Source organism: Micromonospora sp. DT68, assembly GCF_049847245.1.
In the GTDB taxonomy this organism is placed as follows: domain Bacteria; phylum Actinomycetota; class Actinomycetes; order Mycobacteriales; family Micromonosporaceae; genus Micromonospora; species Micromonospora profundi.
The window spans coordinates 42,754-59,773 of the sequence record NZ_JBNCNZ010000009.1 but is presented as its reverse complement, the minus strand read 5'-3'; the positions used below and the strand labels follow the sequence as shown (position 1 = coordinate 59,773).

Here is a 17,020-nt window from a genome sequence, read left to right as displayed (position 1 = left end):
ACGCAACGTGAGGCGGCAGCGCTGGGCTGCCGCTCGAAACTGAGGATGAGCGTGTGCTGACTGTCCTACATGTCGATGCACTGGCCTTAATGGAACCGATGTCACTTGACCTGGTGGCCGCGTCGGCCCGAGGCATGTCGTCGAGGCTGGACGTCGACACTCACGTCACGCGAGCGGTCGGCGACCCCCTGGGGGCAATGAACGCAGAGGTCCCGGATGGCGGCCCTGTGCGGGAATGTTCACCGAACGGGTTAGACGGGACACCCCGTCGCGCCCAGGCTATCTGAGCTGTGGCGTCCCGTCAGAGGTTCCTTGTTCGAGATGGCGCAGACCGGGCACCGCTAACGGATTGGACCTCAATTGCGGTTGAGGTTTTAGGGTGTGGGTCATGCCAACTACTGAGACGGGAACGCGTCTATCCATGGGTCCGGATACTTTCGGCCGTCAGGGATTCGGCGCGATGAGGTTGCGTGATGGAACCGCCGACGGCACCGACCGCGACCCGGTGGCGGTGGTCCACGCCGCCCTTGATGCGGGTGTCACGATGGTGGACACCGCAGATGCCTACCAGAATGAAGAGCTGGTCGGCAGGGCAATCCGAGGGCGCCGTGATGAGGTGCTGCTGGCCAGCAAGTTCGGGTTGGTATGGCGAGATGAGCTCGCCGGCGGCTTCGACGTACGGGCTGACCCGGCGTACGTGCGGCAGGCGAGCGAGGCGAGCCTGCGACGGCTCGGTGTCGACGTGATCGACCTCTACTACCTGCACCATCGCAGTGACGATGTCCCGATCGAGAAAACCGTCGAAGCCATGGCCGAACTGGTCAGCCAGGGGAAGGTGCGCGCCCTTGGCCTGTCCAACGTGACGGCGGACGACCTACGCCGCGCACACGCCGTTCACCCGATCGCGGCGCTGCAGGAGCAGTGGTCACTGGTGCAGCGCGACATCGAGCAGGAACTGCTGCCTACCGTGGCTGAGCTCGGAGTGGTCGTCGTGGCCCACTCCCCAAACGGTCACGGACTCCTCCACCAGCCTCCGAGCACAGCCGACGCGCAAGTAGCGAGCGGCCTACGCGCCGCGCTGGGCGAGATCGCCAGTAGCCACAACACCACGAGCGGGCAGGTCGCACTGGCCTGGGTGCACCACCGCCAGCAGGCACACGGGTGCCGGTCATCCCGATCCCCGGGACCACCAGCGTCCGCCACCTACGTTCCAACGTCGCCGCGGCCGACCTGAGCCTGTCCGACGACGACCTGCGCCGGCTCGATGCCCTCCGAGTTGCATCGTGACCTGCACACCCGTGTCCGGTAGCGGATCGCCTTACGGGACGGGTTGGACCGGCTTCATGGGTCAACATCGCCAGGCTGCCAACACCTCGGTGCCCGCCGCGCTATCGCCCACGCTGCCCCGGGCTGAATGAGGATGCAGTCCAAGGGCGGCATTGAACATGCGGTCATGCCGCGATCCGCGCGCTGCGAAGCGTGACTATCCAGCAGCCCTCGCAAGTTCCCGTTGACCTCGACCAGAGTTCAGGTGCTTCACTGTCGGCCATGGACCTTGATGGTTTGCGCGTCGCCATCACCGGCGCGGCACGTGGCACGGGTCGACTTCTGGCCGAGGCGTTCGCCGAACGCGGCGCACAGATCTTCCTCTCGGCCCGCGACGTGGTGGGGGCCCGCCGGGTTGCGGATGCGATCAGCCAGCGAGGGGCAGACCGGGCTGATGCGTTTCACTGCGACCTCGCCGCGCCGGATTCGGTGCGTGAGTTCGCCGCGGCCGTGGCCGACCGGACGAGCTACCTCGATGTGCTGATCAACAATGGTGCCGCGTACATCGAAGGTGACGACCTGGCAGACGTCTCGGACGACACGATCGAGAGCGTGATGGCTGCGGGCGGGACCGGCACCGTACTGCTGACCAAGCATCTGCTGCCGCTGCTGCGTGCATCGTCGCGGCCCGACGTCGTCAACATGATCTCCGCATGCGGCGAGGTGGGGCACCGCCGTTCGGGCGCACATCCCGCGTTCTACGCGGCCAAGCATGCCCACGCCGGGCTCGCTGAGATCCTGTCGCACCGGCTCCGGCCAGAAGGAATCCGGGTGATTTCCCTTTTCCCACCAGACTTCGTTCAGAACGGGCCACGGCGGGCAGATAGCGACCTCACTGCGCAGTCGGTCATCGACTGTGTGCTCTTCGCGGTTGGTCAACCACGGGACTGCTTCATCCGCGAGTTCCACTTCGAGCAGGTACGGACTCCACACTCCTGAGCGCCCGCCGGGTCGCCAAGCCACGGCGAGCATGGGCACCGTTGTCGATGTTAGGTTCGCCGGTATGACAGTGCAGATCACCGCTGGGCGTTTCCATGCGGCTGACGGTGTCGAGGACTGGCGTTGTCTCTACCACCTGGTCTCGGCTCATTTCCCGACCGGATCGCTGTCAGCGGGCATCGCACTCGTCAATGAGATAGGTCGGCTCGCCGTCGGCAACGAACGCGAGTATCTCAACGTGGACCTGCGCCATGCCGGCGTGACCGTGTCGTTGTCCCGGCGCGACATATCACTGGCCCGACGGATTTCAGCCGCTGCGCGGGCGCTTGGCATCCCCGCCGACCCCACGGCCGTACAGCTCATCAACATCACCTTGGATGCCCTGAGCACCGACGTGCTGCCTTTCTGGCAGGCACTGCTCGGCTATCAACTGATCGGTGACGACTATCTGGCCGACCCGGCGCGACGCGGCCCCGGGTTCGGGTTGCAATCCATGGAGGCTGCGCGACCACAACGCAATCGTATGCACCTTGATATCGCCGTCCCGCACGATCAGGCCGAGGACCGCATCGCAGCCGCCCTGGCCGCTGGGGGACGTGTCATTTCCGACGCGCATGCGCCGATGTGGTGGGTTCTGGCCGACGCCGAGGGCAACGAGGCATGCATCGCCACCTGGCTCGGGCGCGAGTAGCGCCCCGCTCACAATCGCGCGCGGAAGACCGCACAAGCCCGTCCTACAGAAGCCAACAGAATCGCATGGCATCCGGACCTGCCACATTGCTAGCGCTGCACCCCTGACGCCGCCGCAGCGCCGGTCAGCGGGTCAGGCCGACCAGCGTCGCCAGTCGCGCCACACCAGCCGGCGCCGGCTGCGCGCGGGCAACATCGGCGATCACGGTACGCGCCAACGGCCGGCACCGAACCTCACCCGGCGCGACACTGTCCGCGTCCACCAGCGCCCGCGCCGCCCCACGCACGTCACCCACCTGCAGGTACGCCCGCGCGACGTCAACCAGGTACGCGCCCCGATACTCGGCCGGCAACCGCCGCCACCCCTCCCGCCGCACCACGATCGCATGCCGCCGCACCGCCTCGGCGGCATCACCCCGCGAGGCCGCCACCAGCACCCGAGCCAGCTCGACGGCGATCGGCCCGAAGCTGGTGCGGTGCGTGTCGTCGTACCCCCGAAGGCCGGCGGCGATCCCCGCAGCCCGGCCGATCAGCTCGTCAGCGCGGCGGTGCTCCCCACACCCGGCAGCGGCGAGAGCGGCCTGAACCAGCAACGCCCCACCCACAGCCCACTCCCCCAGCCCCGCACCCCCGCGCCGGTGATCGCCCCCGCCCTCGACCTTGGTCCCGGCCCCGGTCCCGGTCCCGGTCCCGCTCCGGTGATCATGAGGTTGACGGGCGCTTTGATCTCCATCCCACCCGCCAGCCTCATGATCACCCGGGCGGGAGGAGGGTGGGAGGAGGCGGTTGGCTGCACTTTGGGTTGCGGTTAGGGCCAGGGGGTCGCGGTTGGCCGTGCGGAGCGCCTGGGCTACCGAGATCGTCGCTGTTGCCGCCAGCACCAGGTCGTCTCCGGCGGCGGCCATCGCCCGGTCGGCCGCCAGCCAGGCGAGGTCGGCCTCGCCGAGCTTGACCAGCAGGGACGAGGTGATCCGGTACGCCTGCACCAGCAACTCCGCCGACCCCGCGCCCTGGGCGGCGTCGAGCAGACCCGGCAGCACCCGCACCAACTGCCCGTAGTGCGCGTGCTGGTAGGTCAACCAGGCGTGCCCAACCTGCCGTCTCAGCTCGTCCGTCTGCGGTGGAGCCTGCGGGGTGTCGTAGCGGGCGAGAGCGGCCCGGATGTCGTCCACCCCGTCCGGCGTGCTCGCCGGGGTGCCCTGCGGCTGGCCGAGCAGCACCTCCGGATCGACCCGCAGCACGTCGGCCAACTCCTGGATCACCGAGTATCGGTCCAGGGCGCGGGCACCCCGCTCGATCTTGTCCACCCAGGACTTCGACCTGCGGACCCGGTCGGCGAGCATCTGCTGCGTCATCTGCCGCCGCACCCGCCAGTTCGCCACGCGGCGGCCGATGGGGAGGTCATCGTTGGTCACGCCGCCACCGCCGGTCCGGGACCGCGCGGGTCGTGTCCTCCACGGGTACGCGCTCCGCCTCGGCCTGGGCGAGAAGGCGCTGTTTGGCAGCCTCCCGCTCGGCCGCCTCACCCTGTTCACCCTTGTTTGCCGTGTCGCCGTCCTGCATCGCCACCTCCGTTAGCCGGGGCGCGAAGTTCCGACTTCGCCGCCGCTCAGGACCCCTCGATCAGCGAAGCGGGCCGCCGGTCAACGGACCAGATGGCAAGCGATGCGCTCGGTTGCGCTGCTCAGGACGTGGGTTGCGCATGGTTGCGCGGGTCCCCACAGGACCACAGAAGCCCATAGGCTCGTGACTGTTGGTAATTGGCTGATGCTTGGAGGCGGAACCATGGCGCGACCGGTGACCAACTCGGCGTTCGAGGGACTCCTGTTTGCTGCCGGCTACAGCAACGCTCACGCCGCCTTCGCTCGCCAGCTCAATCACGCCGGCCGCAACGAGGGCGCCTGGCGGTACGACGCTGCCAGCGTCTACTGGTGGCTGCGCGGTCGCCGACCTGGCGAACACGTACAGGCCGCCATGGCCGAAACGCTTGCCCGCAAGCTCGGTCGCCCAGTCGCCGCCGCGGAGCTGGGTTTCGGTGCAGTCGACAGCATCGAGATGTGTGTCTACCCCGAGTCCCTCGATGGGGCGATCGATACCGCCGTGCAGGTCTGGACGAGGTTGGCTGAGCGCATTAACCACCATGCCAGCGGAAGGTTCGACGGTGGCAAAGCGCGTGAGGCGGCGCTCGGCTGGCGGTATGACCTGCCCGATGAGACCGTCAGCCGCAGAGGCCGGCAGCAGATTACCGCCACCGACGTTCAATCGCTGTACGTGCTGGCGGACCACTTCACCGACCTCGACCGACGTCACGGCAGCGGTTTTCCGCACACCCGTGCAGTCATGGCCGACTTCCTCGTACGTCAGGTCGCGCCCATGTTGCACGGCACCTACACCGATACCGTCGGGCGCGACCTCATGCGCGCAGCGGCAACGCTTACCGGCCAACTCGCATTCATGTCGTACGACGCGGGCGACCACGCCACTGCACAACATCATGTGGCCCTCGGTCTGCGGCTCGCGAAGGCCGCAGGCGACCGCCTCTACGGCGCTCACCTGCTGGGTAACCTGGCCACCCAGGCTGTGTTCCTGGGACACGCCCGGGAGGCGGCACGGCTCGTCGAAGCAGCCCTGGATGGAGCTGGGCGGGCACCCGCCGCAGTCCTCGCTCGACTGCACGCCACCGCCGCTACCGCCTACGGGCAGACTGGTGAGCGGCGTGCCTGTCAAACCGCCCTCGCCAAGGCTGAGCGTGCTTTCAGCCGGACGGGCACAAATCACGGGCCGCGCTGGGTCGCCTACTTTAGCCCTGCCCACCTAGCCGGAACCGCATTAAGGTGCCTGGGCGACCTGCATCTACACGCCCAGGCTCTCCGCCACGCTCCCGAAGCGCTTGGCCTCGCCAGCCAGAACAGCCGGACCCGTGCCCTACACACCGCCCTCGTCGCCGTGACTCATGCCCGCGCGGGGGACACCGATGCTGCCTGCAATTGGGCATTGAAGCTCGGCCAGCGTGTCGAGGGCATCCGATCGGTGCGCGTTCGACAACGCGTCTGCGAGCTCATGATCACGCTCAAGCCTCAGGAGGCATCACCCCAGGTCAACGAGGTCCTGCATACCCTCGCTGCCATGCCGGCGGCCGTCTAGACCAGGAACGCACCCGCACCTGTCCGCTAGCGTCACCAAGGTGACCTGGACGGAGCCCGCCAAATGGTACGCCAACCTGGCTTCCTTCTACGCTGCCGCCGCCGCTTTCATCACCGACCCGGCTGGCAACGTCCTGCTTGTTAAGCCCGTCTACCGTGACCATTGGTCTTTCCCAGGCGGCTACGTGGACGAGGGCGAGTACCCACACGAGGCATGCGCCCGTGAGATCCACGAGGAATTCGGTGTGTCTCTCACGGTTGGCGATCTGCTCGTCGTGGACTGGTCGCCGCCTAATAAACCACGACCGAGAGCGATAATCAGCTTCACGTTCGACTGCGGTCCCATCGCCAACCTCGATGCATTCGCGCTAGCCGACCAGGAATTGGAGGATATCGCCCTTTTCGCGCCCCGCGAGGCAGAGCAGCTTCTGCCCTCCAACGTTGCTCCGCGAGTCCGTGCCGCGATTCGTGCACGCCACCGGGACGCTCCCGTGTACCTAGCTGGAGGCTCCACAACGCCGCTACCATCGCCAACTCCACGGCCGCTCGGTGAACCCGAGTAGCGGAGCGTAGGCACGCTTTCGCGAAGCCAGGATGACGGAGTGTAAGACTGCCACGAATTTTGGCGGCTTCGATCAACGACTAACATCAGCAAACTGTTGATCAATGTCGCCTTCCCGACAGCCGCCACCTTCGACCCATCGCGCTACTAAACAAGCCTATCGTTCGGGAACGCCATGCCTTAGCATGCATACGAGACATTGGTCCGACGCTGCACAGGGAAGGCAAATGGGCGGTCAAGATGCTCTGAGAGGTTTTGAGTATCAGTTTATGCGAACCCTCGAATACGCATTCGCGGCGCTCGAAGACAAGACAATCGGAGCGACGAGCCTCTGCGTCGAGAGCCCCACAAACTTGGACGGCCAAGGGATTGACTCAGAAGCTGTTGACTTCACGGTGCAGCGTGGAGAGCAGTGTATCATTGCAGCCCAGGTCAAGAGTGGCCGAACAAACTCCAGCCTCTCAGCATCGTCCGCACTACCGATTCTAATCCGCCTCATAAATACTCCAGCGGAGCAATACCTCCTCCTAACGAATCGTGCGCCAGGCAAAAATCTCATCGCACTTGCGGACACCCTATCGGCGGCCGTCTCCGAACCAAGAGGGCTGTCTGACAAAGTACTCCCATTGGTCGAACATGCGCCGAATGTTCGAGCACAACTGCTCGAACTAACCGCTCACGAATGGCAACAACTTGCACGATGTCGAATAAGTGTTGACGTGCGGACGAATGTTGATCTCCGCCGTCAGCTGCGTGAGTGGGTGCGCCTTCTGCGCCCAAAATACTCCGTCGAACGGCCAGGATGGGATGCCGCAGGCCTACTGCTTGGTTACTTGCTCTCACACATTCTCGCAAAGGCGGCGGGCGATAACGCCACCCTGACTCTCGATGAATTGCGTAAGCTCCTAATTGTCGACAACGAAACACTTGCGACAGCGGTCGCCGGGAAGAATTGGGCGAGTACGGTTAATGCTGCTCCACGACTGACTGACGTTGCACGACCTGACCTCTTGGAAGAAATTGCAAAATCTCTGAAGATCCCAAATCCAACGCCGCAAGTTCCAGCTTGCATTCTCAGTGGACTCTCTGGGATCGGGAAGACGAGCATTGCGGCAGCGTGGGCTGCAGATCGAGCCGATGACTATAAAGCCGTCTTTTGGATTGACGCCTCAGATAAGGCCTCCCTAGAAAATTCGTTCCGTTCCGTTTCTTTCTGGCTAGAGCGCAACGGTGATACAGATATGCCAGGCGACCCACTTTTGGATCGAGTTCAGGGGGGACTTGCCGCGCTGAGACAGCCTTGGTTGATTGTTTTCGACAATGCTCCTGATAGTCGAACCATTAAACCCTGGCTTCCACGATCAGGGCTTGGCCATGCTCTCGTCACAACTACAGATCCGACTGCATGGCATGGACCCTACGTGTCACGTATCACTGTTCCTTCCATGACACCTACTCAGTCCACACAACTGTTGAAGCGCCGACTTTTTGAAACAATCGACCTACCGCTCGACGCAGAGCGGAAACTCTTAGAGCTTGCAAAGGAGTTGCAGAACTGGCCCCTTGCTCTTGAATTGGCTTCGGCATACCTCGCCGACTGCCACGACGGCCTCGATGGAATTGCTGAATATCGCCATCTAATTATGCGATCGTTAAGCGATGAGGAAGCCATCCCGGTTGGATACCCACGGACCCTGGTCGGCGCTGTGCTGTTCGCGCTGCAGCGGATGCGCGAGCGCGCGGAGACAAGAGACTCTGCTAAATGCGCCCTGGGCGCTCTGTACTTTTCTTCGTTCCTTCCATCCCGTTTGATTCCCTTACACCTGCTGATGGCATGCATTTGGCTTGAGCCTCGCGAGGCTCTTCAACTTGAGCACCAAGGGCCCCTTCCATATCGTGGACAGGATCCCCCGATCGGCGAAATCTATCGAGATCTAATTAGGGATTCTCTGGCGTCTTCGGACCAACCGATCTTCTACGACGGCACTGGACGAAACAGCCCTCAATCAGTTGGCTACTCCATAGCAGTAAACGAAATCGTTCAAGCTGTCGTCCGATCCGAATTAGAAAGGCTGGACGTTACTAAGCCCGTCGTGACGCAACTGGCATTTTTCGCTCAACACTGGCTCGTGGGGCTTCTCGATAGAGACCACCTCGGCCTAGGAATGACCTTACTCGGACAATGCTGCCACCTTTCCGAATTCGCCATTGTGCACGGCATCGGCGCTTTCGAAATTGCCCTACTGTGGGGCAACACAGCGGCCACGCTGGCCCGAGTCGATGACTGGCCACGAGCTTTGGCATATCTTCGTGCCGAAGACGCCTACCTTTCAGAGGCAGGTTCAGATGATCCGACAATCGCATTTATAACTAAAGCTCAGCTTGCGGCCGCCATTACCAGGTCCGCACATCGCCCGTCCGATGTTATAGATGAAGTGACAGCCACGCTGAGTTGGCTGGCTGCTCGCACTGAATCCGCGATGCAGCACAACGCCACACAGGTCTCACTGCAGATTATTAACTGCTCGTCTCTTGCCACCGAACTGGCGCAGGAATGCCCTTATAGGTCAGACATTCTTGAACTTCGCCAGTTTTTCGAGTCGCGAGCTACTGCACTACAGTCAGAGCAGGGTTTTGATACACGAGGCCTTGAAGTCCTAAGGATCAACACCCTCCTGAGAGAGGGCATGAACGAGGAAGCCCATGACCTTGGGACGCGGCTGGCAGCAGAATCTGCCTTTGCTTTTTATCACACTACGATCAATCGATTACTCCTCGAGGCCAAACTGGCACTTGAGGATTGGTCTGGAGCCCTCACTATCGCTGACAACCTTCGGGAGGGCGTCGAGCGGGACGAGGTTGACTACTTGGATGCGAGCAGCCTCGTCATCAATGGCGGCATCAGGTGCCTTAGCTTCAACTCGGCACACAATCCCAAAGCGCTCCAGGTGCTGGAAGTTCTAATCAACACAGTTGACATATTCGCCGAGTTGCGGCATCCGTTTAGGCCGGGCGACGAGGCGAAAGTGAACATCTTCCGAGCTTACCTTGCTGCGATTAATGGGACCCAAATGGAGGCAGACATTTGGCTAACCTGGGTAGATGCTGCCGAGCTAGAGCTAGCCGAAAAAGGGAGACAAGTGGGGCTCGTGCAACTACACCGGACCCTTGTTCGGTGGTCGTCGACGGCAGCGCAAATTGTGTCGAGGGCTGAGTCTTGAGCCGACGACGAAAAGTTCCTCTAAGAAAGCCTATACCGGCACCACGGCCTACTGTTCCTCTAGCTCTCCACGTACCACAAGTACCCATGTGGAAGTCGCATTGGTGGACTACTGATGGGGTTCCATCGGAACAGAAGGTATTGCAGATCGTTGTGGCTATGCACCGACACGTGTTTGATGGAACGCCCGTTCGTTCGGCCGCTGAATACTGCTACGTCCTTGCTCGGGTATTAAATATCCTGGGCTATGATACGAAGATTGTTCGTGCCAGAGCCTTAATAAGGCATGCTACGGAGCGACAGGCGCCGCCGGTAGCGCTTGTCGGAACAGACAGTGAAGGGAACTATGCAACTACTGCGTCCGGGCGCTCACATGTGATCGTCCTGGCGCGCCATTTTCGGCGGTTCGTTGATGTTGCGCTATTCCTAAGACCGGAGTTCCGACGCGTTTACCCGACGAAGCCCGAGATTTCCTGGCCGGTTGTGTTTGGTTCTGCTACCGACGAGTTTCCTGAAACCGAGTTCTCGGCCATGACGGTCAGAGACACGTTCGCCATCCAATACGTGGTGGAACCCGAGCTTGCCATGGATCTGCGCCAGCTTGGATTCAGGCGCGAGACGGTGGTCGAACTTGAGCGCTTAGTAGCCGGAATCACATGGAAAGCTACTTCCGCGCTGCTGTCCGTCTACAGCAGCGATCCAAACCAGTTCACTCCGAACGAGCCAGTGTTCCCCATCCTCTTCGATCCTCCCCAACGAATACCAATGTCTTGACACATCTGAGTGGTTGCGCACCTCTCAAGCGGGACCTTGATTTGGGCCAACCTTAAGCTGCTCGTCGAACGCGTCAGAGCGCCACGATCGCCGCAGTCTCCGCAGGCAACTCGATCCGGTCACGCATCACCGTGACCCCCTCACCCGTGGCCAGCAGCACCCGCCGCGCCACCCCCGGCAGCGACACCCCCTGCCCCCGCCCAGCGAAGTTGGCGACGACAAGCGTCTCCCCCCGCCGCATCAGCAGGAACTGGTCCCCGTGCTGCACAGAAACCGTATGCATCCGAGGATCAGACAGGTCCGGCACCGACCGCCGCAGCGCAATCAGCCGCTGGTAAAACGACAACATCGAGGCATGCTCGGGCTTGTCCAGCTCCGCCCAGTCCAACCGCGACCGTACGAACGTCTCCGGGTCCTGCGGGTCGGGCACGTCTCCCTCGGGCCACCCGTGCGACGCGAACTCCCGCCGCCTCCCGGTCCGCACCGCAGAGGCCAACTCCGGCTCGGGGTGCGAGGTGAAGAACTGCCACGGCGTGGAAGCCGCCCATTCCTCCCCCATGAACAGCATCGGCGTAAAGGGCGCGGTCAGCAGCAAGACAGCGCCAACCCGCAGCAGCGAAGGCGACAGCGACGCCGAGATCCGATCCCCGGTGGCCCGGTTGCCGATCTGATCGTGGTTCTGCAGGTAGGCGACCAACCGATGCCCCGGCACCCGCGAATCCAGAGGCCGCCCATGGTGACGGTTGCGGAAACTCGACCAGGTTCCCGCGTGGAAGAACCCACCGGTCAACACGTCCGACAACGTCTCCAGCGAGCCGAAGTCCCCGTAGTAGCCCTGCCGCTCCCCCGTCAGCAACGTGTGCAGCGCGTGGTGGGCGTCGTCGTTCCACTGCGCGTGCAGCCCGAACCCACCCGCCTCCCGGGACGTGATGAGCCGTGGATCGTTGAGGTCCGACTCGGCGATCAGCGACAGCGGGCGACCCAGGTGCGTCGACAGGGACTCCACAGAAACGGCCAGCTCTTCGAGGAGCGGCACAGCCCGCGAGTCCGGCAGGGCGTGTACGGCGTCGAGGCGCAGCCCGTCGACGTGGTAGTCGCGCAGCCACATGAGGACGCTGTCGATGATGTAGCGGCGTACCTCGTCGGAGTGCGGGCCGTCCAGGTTGATCGAGCGGCCCCAACTGTTGCTCTGCTCGGCAAGGTAGGGCCCGAACTGCGGCGCGTAGGCCCCGGAGGGCCCGAAATGGTTGTAGACAACGTCGAGGATCACCCCCAACCCGCGAGCGTGGGCGGCGTCGACGAACCGTTTCAGGCCATCCGGGCCGCCGTACGGCTCGTGCGGGGCGAACCAGCAGACGCCGTCGTACCCCCAGTTGTGTTCGCCGTTGAAGGCGTTGACCGGGAGCAGCTCGATCAGGTCGACACCCAGGTTCACCAGGTGGTCGAGGCGGCCGATGGCCGCGTCGAAGGTGCCCTCCGGGGTGAACGTGCCGATGTGCAGCTCGTAGAGGATGCTGCCGGGCAGTTGCCGACCCGTCCAGGAGGAATCACTCCACTGGAACGCATGATGGTCGTAGCGGCGGCTCGGCCCGTGCACGCCCTCAGGCTGCCACTGCGACCGGGGGTCGGGCAGTGGGGTTTCGTCGTCGTTCAGCAGAAAGGAGTAGTCGGGGCCGGCGTCGGGCACCTCGACCCGCCACCAGCCGTCGGCGGCGGCGCGCATCTCGTGGTCGGTGTCGCCGGCCAGGCGCAGCCGCACCCGGGTGGCGTCCGGCGCCCACACGGAAAATTCGGTCATGAAACGGCCTCCTCGGCAGCGGTGGGAGGAGCCAGCAGAGCGACGGGGTAATCGGCCAGGAGGGTGTCCAGCGGCGTCTCTCCGCCACTGTAGACCCGCCCGGTAAACAGGTCCTTCATCTCGTTAACGGGAAGCGACAGGGCTGTGTCACACCACCCACCGGCACGCGCCAATCCGAGCGGCAGGCGGGTCGCCACCGCGATCGCGCCGCCCCTGTCGAACGCCACCACGTGCCGCCCCTGCGGCCCGTGCGCCGGCACCGGCCGGTAGGAGGTGAACAGCTCCGGGTGCGCCCGCCGCAGGCGCAGGGTCCGCGACACGACGAGGAGCTTCGCCGCTCCGTCGGTGTCGACAGCGGGACGCCAGCCGCCGTCGAGGCGTGCCAGCATCTCCCGGCGTACGTCGAAGTCGACCGGGCGGCGGTTGTCCGGGTCGACGAGGGAGTTGTCCCACAGCTCGGTGCCCTGGTAGGTGTCCGGCACACCGGGCATGGTGAGCTGGATCAGCTTCTGCCCGAGCGAGTTGCACCAGCCGGCCGGGGTGATCGCCGCGGCGAGTTCGGTCAGCTCGTCGTGCAGGCTCGGGTCGTCGTACATCAGGTCGACAAGGGTGTGCAGGGCCTGCTCGAAGCCCGGGTCGGGGTCCGCCCAACTGGTCGAGGCCGCGGCCTCCCGGGCTGCCTTCTCGGCGTACGCGTGCAGCCTCTCCCGCTCGATCGGCCACGCGCCGACGGCGGTCTGCCAGAGCAGGTGGGCGAAGGCCGGGTCGGGCAGCGGCGCGTACTCCATCCAGGCCTTGACCTGCTCGGCCCAGCGGCCCGGCAGTTCGCTGAGCACGGCGAGGCGGGCACGGACGTCCTCGCCGCGTTTCGTGTCGTGGGTGGAGACGGTGGTCATGCTGGCCGGCCAGCGGACCTGCTGGGCGGCGGCGAAGCGGTGGAACTCCGCCGGTGGCACCCCGAAGCGGGTGGGGTTGTCGCCGACCTCGTTGAGCGCCACGAACCGGGTCCAGCGGTAGAACGCGGTGTCCTCCACGCCCTTGGCCATCACCGCGCCGGTGAGCTGTGGGAACCGTTGGGCCAGCTCGTCCTCGCTGTCGCGCAGCCTGCGGGTGACCGCGTCCAGGGCAGCGGCCAGGTCGGGGCGGCGGCGGCCCGCCTCGGAGCGCGCGGCAGCGAGGTGCCGGGCACCGTGCGGCGGGTAGCCGCGGTAGACCGCGAACGCGGCGGCCAGCTCGGCGAGCGCCGCGCGGGCCAGCTCGGTGGGCACCTCGGGGGCGAGGGCGGCCAGCCGGGTCAGCTCGGCGGCGAGCAGTCGGGTGGCGGCGGCCAGCTTGGTGGCGTGGGTCAGGTCCTCCCACGAGGTGTGGTGCCCCGCGAGGCGGGTGTCCAGCGCGGTGAAGTCACCCTCGGCGTCGGTGTCGACGAAGAGCCCGCCGACCAGTGCCAGGGCGTCGTAGCCGGTGGTGCCGTCCACCGGCCAGTCCGGCAGCTCCTCGCCGTACTCCAGGATCTTCTCCACCACGAGCCAGACGTCCGGCGCGGCCTCCCGCAGCCGCGCCAGGTAGCCGGCCGGGTCCCGCAGCCCGTCCGGGTGGTCGACGCGGATGCCGTCGACCTCCCCGTCGGCCGCCCAGCGCAGGATCAGCTCGTGGGTGGCCGCGAACACCGCCGGGTCCTCCACGCGCAGGCCCGCCAGGCCCGTGATGGCGAAGAACCGGCGGTACGTCAGCTCGGCGTCACCGCGCCGCCAGGAGATTAGCTCGTAGTGCTGCCTGTCGTGCACTTCCCGCGCGCTGCCGTCGCCGGTGCCGTCAGCGATCGGGAAGCGGTGCTCGTGGTAGCGCAGCTCCCCGTCCACCAGCTTGAGGTCGTCCAGGGCGGCCGGGTCGTCGGCCAGCACCGGCAGCAGCAGCCGGCCCCGGTCCCAGTCGATGTCGAACCAGTCGGCGTACGCCGAGTCACGGCCCCGGCGCAGCACGTCCCACCAGGCCGGGTTGGCCGGCGGCACGGCAACACCCGCGTGGTTGGGCACGATGTCGACGACAAGGCCGAGCCCCGCCTCGCGCAGGGCGCGCAGCAGTCGCTGCCGGCCCGCCTCGCCGCCCACCTCCGGGTTGACGGTCCGGTGGTCGACAACGTCGTAGCCGTGCGCCGACCCGGGAGTGGCTGCCAGCAGGGGCGCGCTGTAGAGGTGACTGACGCCCAGGTCGGCGAGGTAGTCGACGATGCCGGCGGTGGCGTCCAGGTCGAAGCCGGGGCGGACCTGGACGCGATAGGTGGCTTGTACGGTGGCGTGTTCGGTGGCCTTTGCAGGGGTGGCCGCCATCTCAGATCGTCCTCTCCAACACCACGAGGGAGCGGTCCGGCACCCGGATGGTGCCGCCCGCGCTGATCACCGTGACGTCGTCCGGGGCGGGCTCGGCGGTGCTGATCACCCGTTCCCACTTCTGGCCGTACTCGCTGCCCGGCATCGTGAAGTCCAGCGCCGCGTCGTGGGCGTTGAAGCACAGCAGGAACGAGGCGTCGACGTGACGCTGGCCGTACTGGCCGCGCTCCCGGATGCCCTCACCGTTGACGAACAGCGCGACCGAGCGGCCGAAGTCGTTACCCCAGTCCTCGCCTGTCATCTCCCGCCCGTCCGGGGTGTACCAGGCCAGATCGGGCAGCGGCTCGTCGCTGCCACGCCCGCCCACCGGCAGGCCTGTGAAGAACCGGCGGCGGCGGAACACCTGATGCCGTTTACGGAAGTCGGTGAGCGTACGGACGAAGTCCAGCAACTGCTCGTCGGCGTTGTCCCAGTCGATCCAGGCCAGCTCGCTGTCCTGGCAGTACGCGTTGTTGTTGCCCCGCTGGGTGCGACCCAACTCGTCACCGTGGCCGATCATCGGCACGCCCTGCGACAGCATCAGCGTGGCCAGGAAGTTGCGTCGCTGCTTGGCCCGCAGGGCGAGCACCCCCTCGTCGTCGGTTTCACCCTCTACACCGCAGTTCCACGATCGGTTGTGGCTCTCGCCGTCGCGGTTGTCCTCGCCGTTCGCCTCGTTGTGCTTGTCGTTGTACGACACCAGGTCGTTGAGCGTGAACCCGTCGTGGACGGTAACGAAGTTGATGCTGTGGAACGGCCGGCGCCCGTCGTCCTGGTAGAGGTCGGCCGAGCCGGAGATCCGCGACGCGAACTCCGCGAGGGTGGCCGGCTCGCCGCGCCAGAAATCCCGCACCGTGTCGCGGTACTTGCCGTTCCACTCCGTCCACAGCGGCGGGAAGTTGCCCACCTGGTAGCCGCCGGGACCGACGTCCCACGGCTCGGCGATCAGCTTGACCTGGCTGACCACCGGGTCCTGCTGCACCACCTCGAAGAACGTCGACAGCCTGTCGACCTCGTAGAACTCGCGGGCAAGGGTGGCCGCCAGGTCGAAGCGGAAACCGTCGACGTGCATCTCGGTCACCCAGTACCGCAACGAATCCATGATCAGTTGCAGCGAGTGCGGGCTGCGCACGTTGAGGCTGTTGCCGGTGCCCGTGTAGTCGACGAAGTAGCGGCGGTCCTCCTCGCTCAGCCGGTAGTAGCTGGGCGCGTCCACACCCTTGAAGCTCAGCGTCGGCCCCAGGTGGTTGCCCTCGGCCGTGTGGTTGTAGACCACGTCGAGGATGACCTCGATACCGGCGGCGTGCAGCGCCTTGACCATGCCCCGGAACTCCTGCACCTGCTGGCCGAGACGGCCCAGCGCCGAGTAGCCGTGGTGCGGGGCGAAGAAGCCGATCGTGTTGTAGCCCCAGTAGTTGCGCAGCCCCAGATCGGCCAGGCGGTGATCGTGGACGAACTGGTGCACCGGCATCAACTCGATGGCCGTCACCCCGAGCCGGGTCAAGTATTCGATCATCGGCGGGGAGGCGATTCCCGCGTACGTGCCGCGCAGTTCCTCCGGGATGTCCGGGTGGCGCATCGTCAGCCCGCGTACGTGCGCCTCGTAGATCACCGAATGGTGGTACGGGGTGCGCGGCGGCTTGTCGTTGCCCCAGTCGAAGTACGGGTTGACCACCACCGACTTCGGCATGAACGGCGCCGAGTCCGTCTCGTTCATCCGCTCCGGCTCGGCCATGTCGTAGTCGTAGACCGCCGGGTCCCACTCCACGTCACCATCGATGGCCTTGGCGTACGGGTCGAGCAGCAGCTTGTGCGGGTTGCAGCGCAGCCCGTTCGCCGGGTCGTACGGGCCGTACACCCGGTAGCCGTAACGCTGCCCCGGCTCGATGCCCGGCAGGTACGCGTGCCACACGTAGGCGTCCACCTCGCGCAGCTCGACCCGGCGCTCCGCGCCGGTGTCCCACTCGTCGAAGAGGCACAACTCGATCCGCTCGGCCACCTCGGAGAAGATGGCGAAGTTGGTGCCCATCCCGTCGTAGGTGGCGCCCAGGGGATACCGCTCGCCCGGCCAGACCTGCATGTCGCTCCTTCAAAGCATGGTCATGTGCGCACCGCGCCACGGCGCGCCGGCAGAGGTCGCCCGCGCGCACGCGGGTATTGCCCCCCACCTCGGCGCGCCAATCCATCCTTTCAGGCGGCGAC

At 65.3% G+C, this 17,020-nt stretch carries 12 protein-coding genes; 7 read left to right on the top strand and 5 right to left on the bottom strand.

Annotated features, from left to right (window positions below; genetic code table 11):
- Positions 1-388 precede the first annotated feature (388 nt).
- The 3 genes from ACPXB1_RS18030 to ACPXB1_RS18020 all read left to right on the top strand — a co-directional run bounded on the left by ACPXB1_RS18030 (position 389) and on the right by ACPXB1_RS18020 (position 2,956).
- Positions 389-1,234 (top strand): aldo/keto reductase, encoded by an 846-nt coding sequence (locus ACPXB1_RS18030; protein WP_425735556.1) that lies wholly within the window; start codon positions 389-391, stop codon positions 1,232-1,234.
- Between the two features lie 314 nt (positions 1,235-1,548).
- Positions 1,549-2,265: an SDR family NAD(P)-dependent oxidoreductase gene (locus ACPXB1_RS18025; RefSeq protein ID WP_425735593.1), complete on the top strand. Its 717-nt coding sequence runs from the start codon at positions 1,549-1,551 to the stop codon at positions 2,263-2,265.
- Positions 2,266-2,329: 64 nt separating this feature from the next.
- Positions 2,330-2,956 (top strand): VOC family protein, encoded by a 627-nt coding sequence (locus tag ACPXB1_RS18020; protein ID WP_425735555.1) that lies wholly within the window; start codon positions 2,330-2,332, stop codon positions 2,954-2,956.
- 124 nt (positions 2,957-3,080) lie between these two features.
- Here ACPXB1_RS18020 and ACPXB1_RS18015 read toward each other — a convergent pair whose 3' ends face one another.
- Together ACPXB1_RS18015 and ACPXB1_RS18010 are read right to left on the bottom strand one after the other, a co-directional pair.
- Positions 3,081-4,370 carry a helix-turn-helix domain-containing protein gene (locus tag ACPXB1_RS18015; RefSeq protein ID WP_425735554.1) on the bottom strand — a complete coding sequence of 430 codons (1,290 nt, stop codon included), beginning with the start codon at positions 4,368-4,370 and terminating at the stop codon, positions 3,081-3,083.
- Positions 4,357-4,518: a hypothetical protein gene (locus ACPXB1_RS18010; protein WP_425735553.1), complete on the bottom strand. Its 162-nt coding sequence runs from the start codon at positions 4,516-4,518 to the stop codon at positions 4,357-4,359. The genes ACPXB1_RS18015 and ACPXB1_RS18010 overlap by 14 nt, the downstream gene beginning before the upstream one ends.
- A gap of 222 nt (positions 4,519-4,740) precedes the next feature.
- On the opposite strand from ACPXB1_RS18010, the gene ACPXB1_RS18005 reads away from it, so the two are divergent.
- The 4 genes from ACPXB1_RS18005 to ACPXB1_RS17990 all read left to right on the top strand — a co-directional run bounded on the left by ACPXB1_RS18005 (position 4,741) and on the right by ACPXB1_RS17990 (position 10,654).
- Positions 4,741-6,099 (top strand): hypothetical protein, encoded by a 1,359-nt coding sequence (locus ACPXB1_RS18005; RefSeq protein ID WP_425735552.1) that lies wholly within the window; start codon positions 4,741-4,743, stop codon positions 6,097-6,099.
- Positions 6,100-6,139: 40 nt separating this feature from the next.
- Positions 6,140-6,661: an NUDIX domain-containing protein gene (locus tag ACPXB1_RS18000; RefSeq protein WP_425735551.1), complete on the top strand. Its 522-nt coding sequence runs from the start codon at positions 6,140-6,142 to the stop codon at positions 6,659-6,661.
- A 226-nt stretch (positions 6,662-6,887) separates the two neighbouring features.
- A complete protein-coding gene (locus ACPXB1_RS17995; protein ID WP_425735550.1) occupies positions 6,888-9,881 on the top strand; it encodes a hypothetical protein in 2,994 nt (997 codons plus the stop codon).
- Between the two features lie 170 nt (positions 9,882-10,051).
- The gene (locus ACPXB1_RS17990) at positions 10,052-10,654 is read left to right on the top strand and encodes a hypothetical protein (RefSeq protein WP_425735549.1); all 603 of its coding nucleotides are present in this window, start codon (positions 10,052-10,054) and stop codon (positions 10,652-10,654) included.
- 73 nt (positions 10,655-10,727) lie between these two features.
- Here ACPXB1_RS17990 and treZ read toward each other — a convergent pair whose 3' ends face one another.
- The 3 genes from treZ to glgX are packed head-to-tail and all read right to left on the bottom strand — an operon-like array spanning position 10,728 to position 16,898.
- Positions 10,728-12,452 carry a malto-oligosyltrehalose trehalohydrolase gene (gene treZ, locus ACPXB1_RS17985; protein ID WP_425735548.1) on the bottom strand — a complete coding sequence of 575 codons (1,725 nt, stop codon included), beginning with the start codon at positions 12,450-12,452 and terminating at the stop codon, positions 10,728-10,730.
- Positions 12,449-14,779, bottom strand: coding sequence for a malto-oligosyltrehalose synthase (treY, locus tag ACPXB1_RS17980; RefSeq protein WP_355594938.1), 2,331 nt, complete (start codon positions 14,777-14,779; stop codon positions 12,449-12,451). The genes treZ and treY overlap by 4 nt, the downstream gene beginning before the upstream one ends.
- Position 14,780: 1 nt before the next feature.
- Positions 14,781-16,898, bottom strand: coding sequence for a glycogen debranching protein GlgX (glgX, locus tag ACPXB1_RS17975; protein ID WP_425735547.1), 2,118 nt, complete (start codon positions 16,896-16,898; stop codon positions 14,781-14,783).
- Between the last annotated feature and the right edge of the window lie 122 nt (positions 16,899-17,020).

What these genes read in the sequence shown, in the direction of transcription:
- ACPXB1_RS18025 (WP_425735593.1), top strand. Translation starts at nt 1,549, where the DNA reads ATGGACCTTGATGGTTTGCGCGTCGCCATCACCGGCGCGGCACGTGGC.
- ACPXB1_RS18005 (WP_425735552.1), top strand. Translation starts at nt 4,741, where the DNA reads ATGGCGCGACCGGTGACCAACTCGGCGTTCGAGGGACTCCTGTTTGCT.
- treZ (WP_425735548.1), bottom strand. Translation starts at nt 12,452, where the DNA reads ATGACCGAATTTTCCGTGTGGGCGCCGGACGCCACCCGGGTGCGGCTG.
- ACPXB1_RS18010 (WP_425735553.1), bottom strand. Translation starts at nt 4,518, where the DNA reads ATGCAGGACGGCGACACGGCAAACAAGGGTGAACAGGGTGAGGCGGCC.
- ACPXB1_RS17995 (WP_425735550.1), top strand. Translation starts at nt 6,888, where the DNA reads ATGGGCGGTCAAGATGCTCTGAGAGGTTTTGAGTATCAGTTTATGCGA.
- glgX (WP_425735547.1), bottom strand. Translation starts at nt 16,898, where the DNA reads ATGCAGGTCTGGCCGGGCGAGCGGTATCCCCTGGGCGCCACCTACGAC.
- ACPXB1_RS18020 (WP_425735555.1), top strand. Translation starts at nt 2,330, where the DNA reads ATGACAGTGCAGATCACCGCTGGGCGTTTCCATGCGGCTGACGGTGTC.
- treY (WP_355594938.1), bottom strand. Translation starts at nt 14,779, where the DNA reads ATGGCGGCCACCCCTGCAAAGGCCACCGAACACGCCACCGTACAAGCC.
- ACPXB1_RS18030 (WP_425735556.1), top strand. Translation starts at nt 389, where the DNA reads ATGCCAACTACTGAGACGGGAACGCGTCTATCCATGGGTCCGGATACT.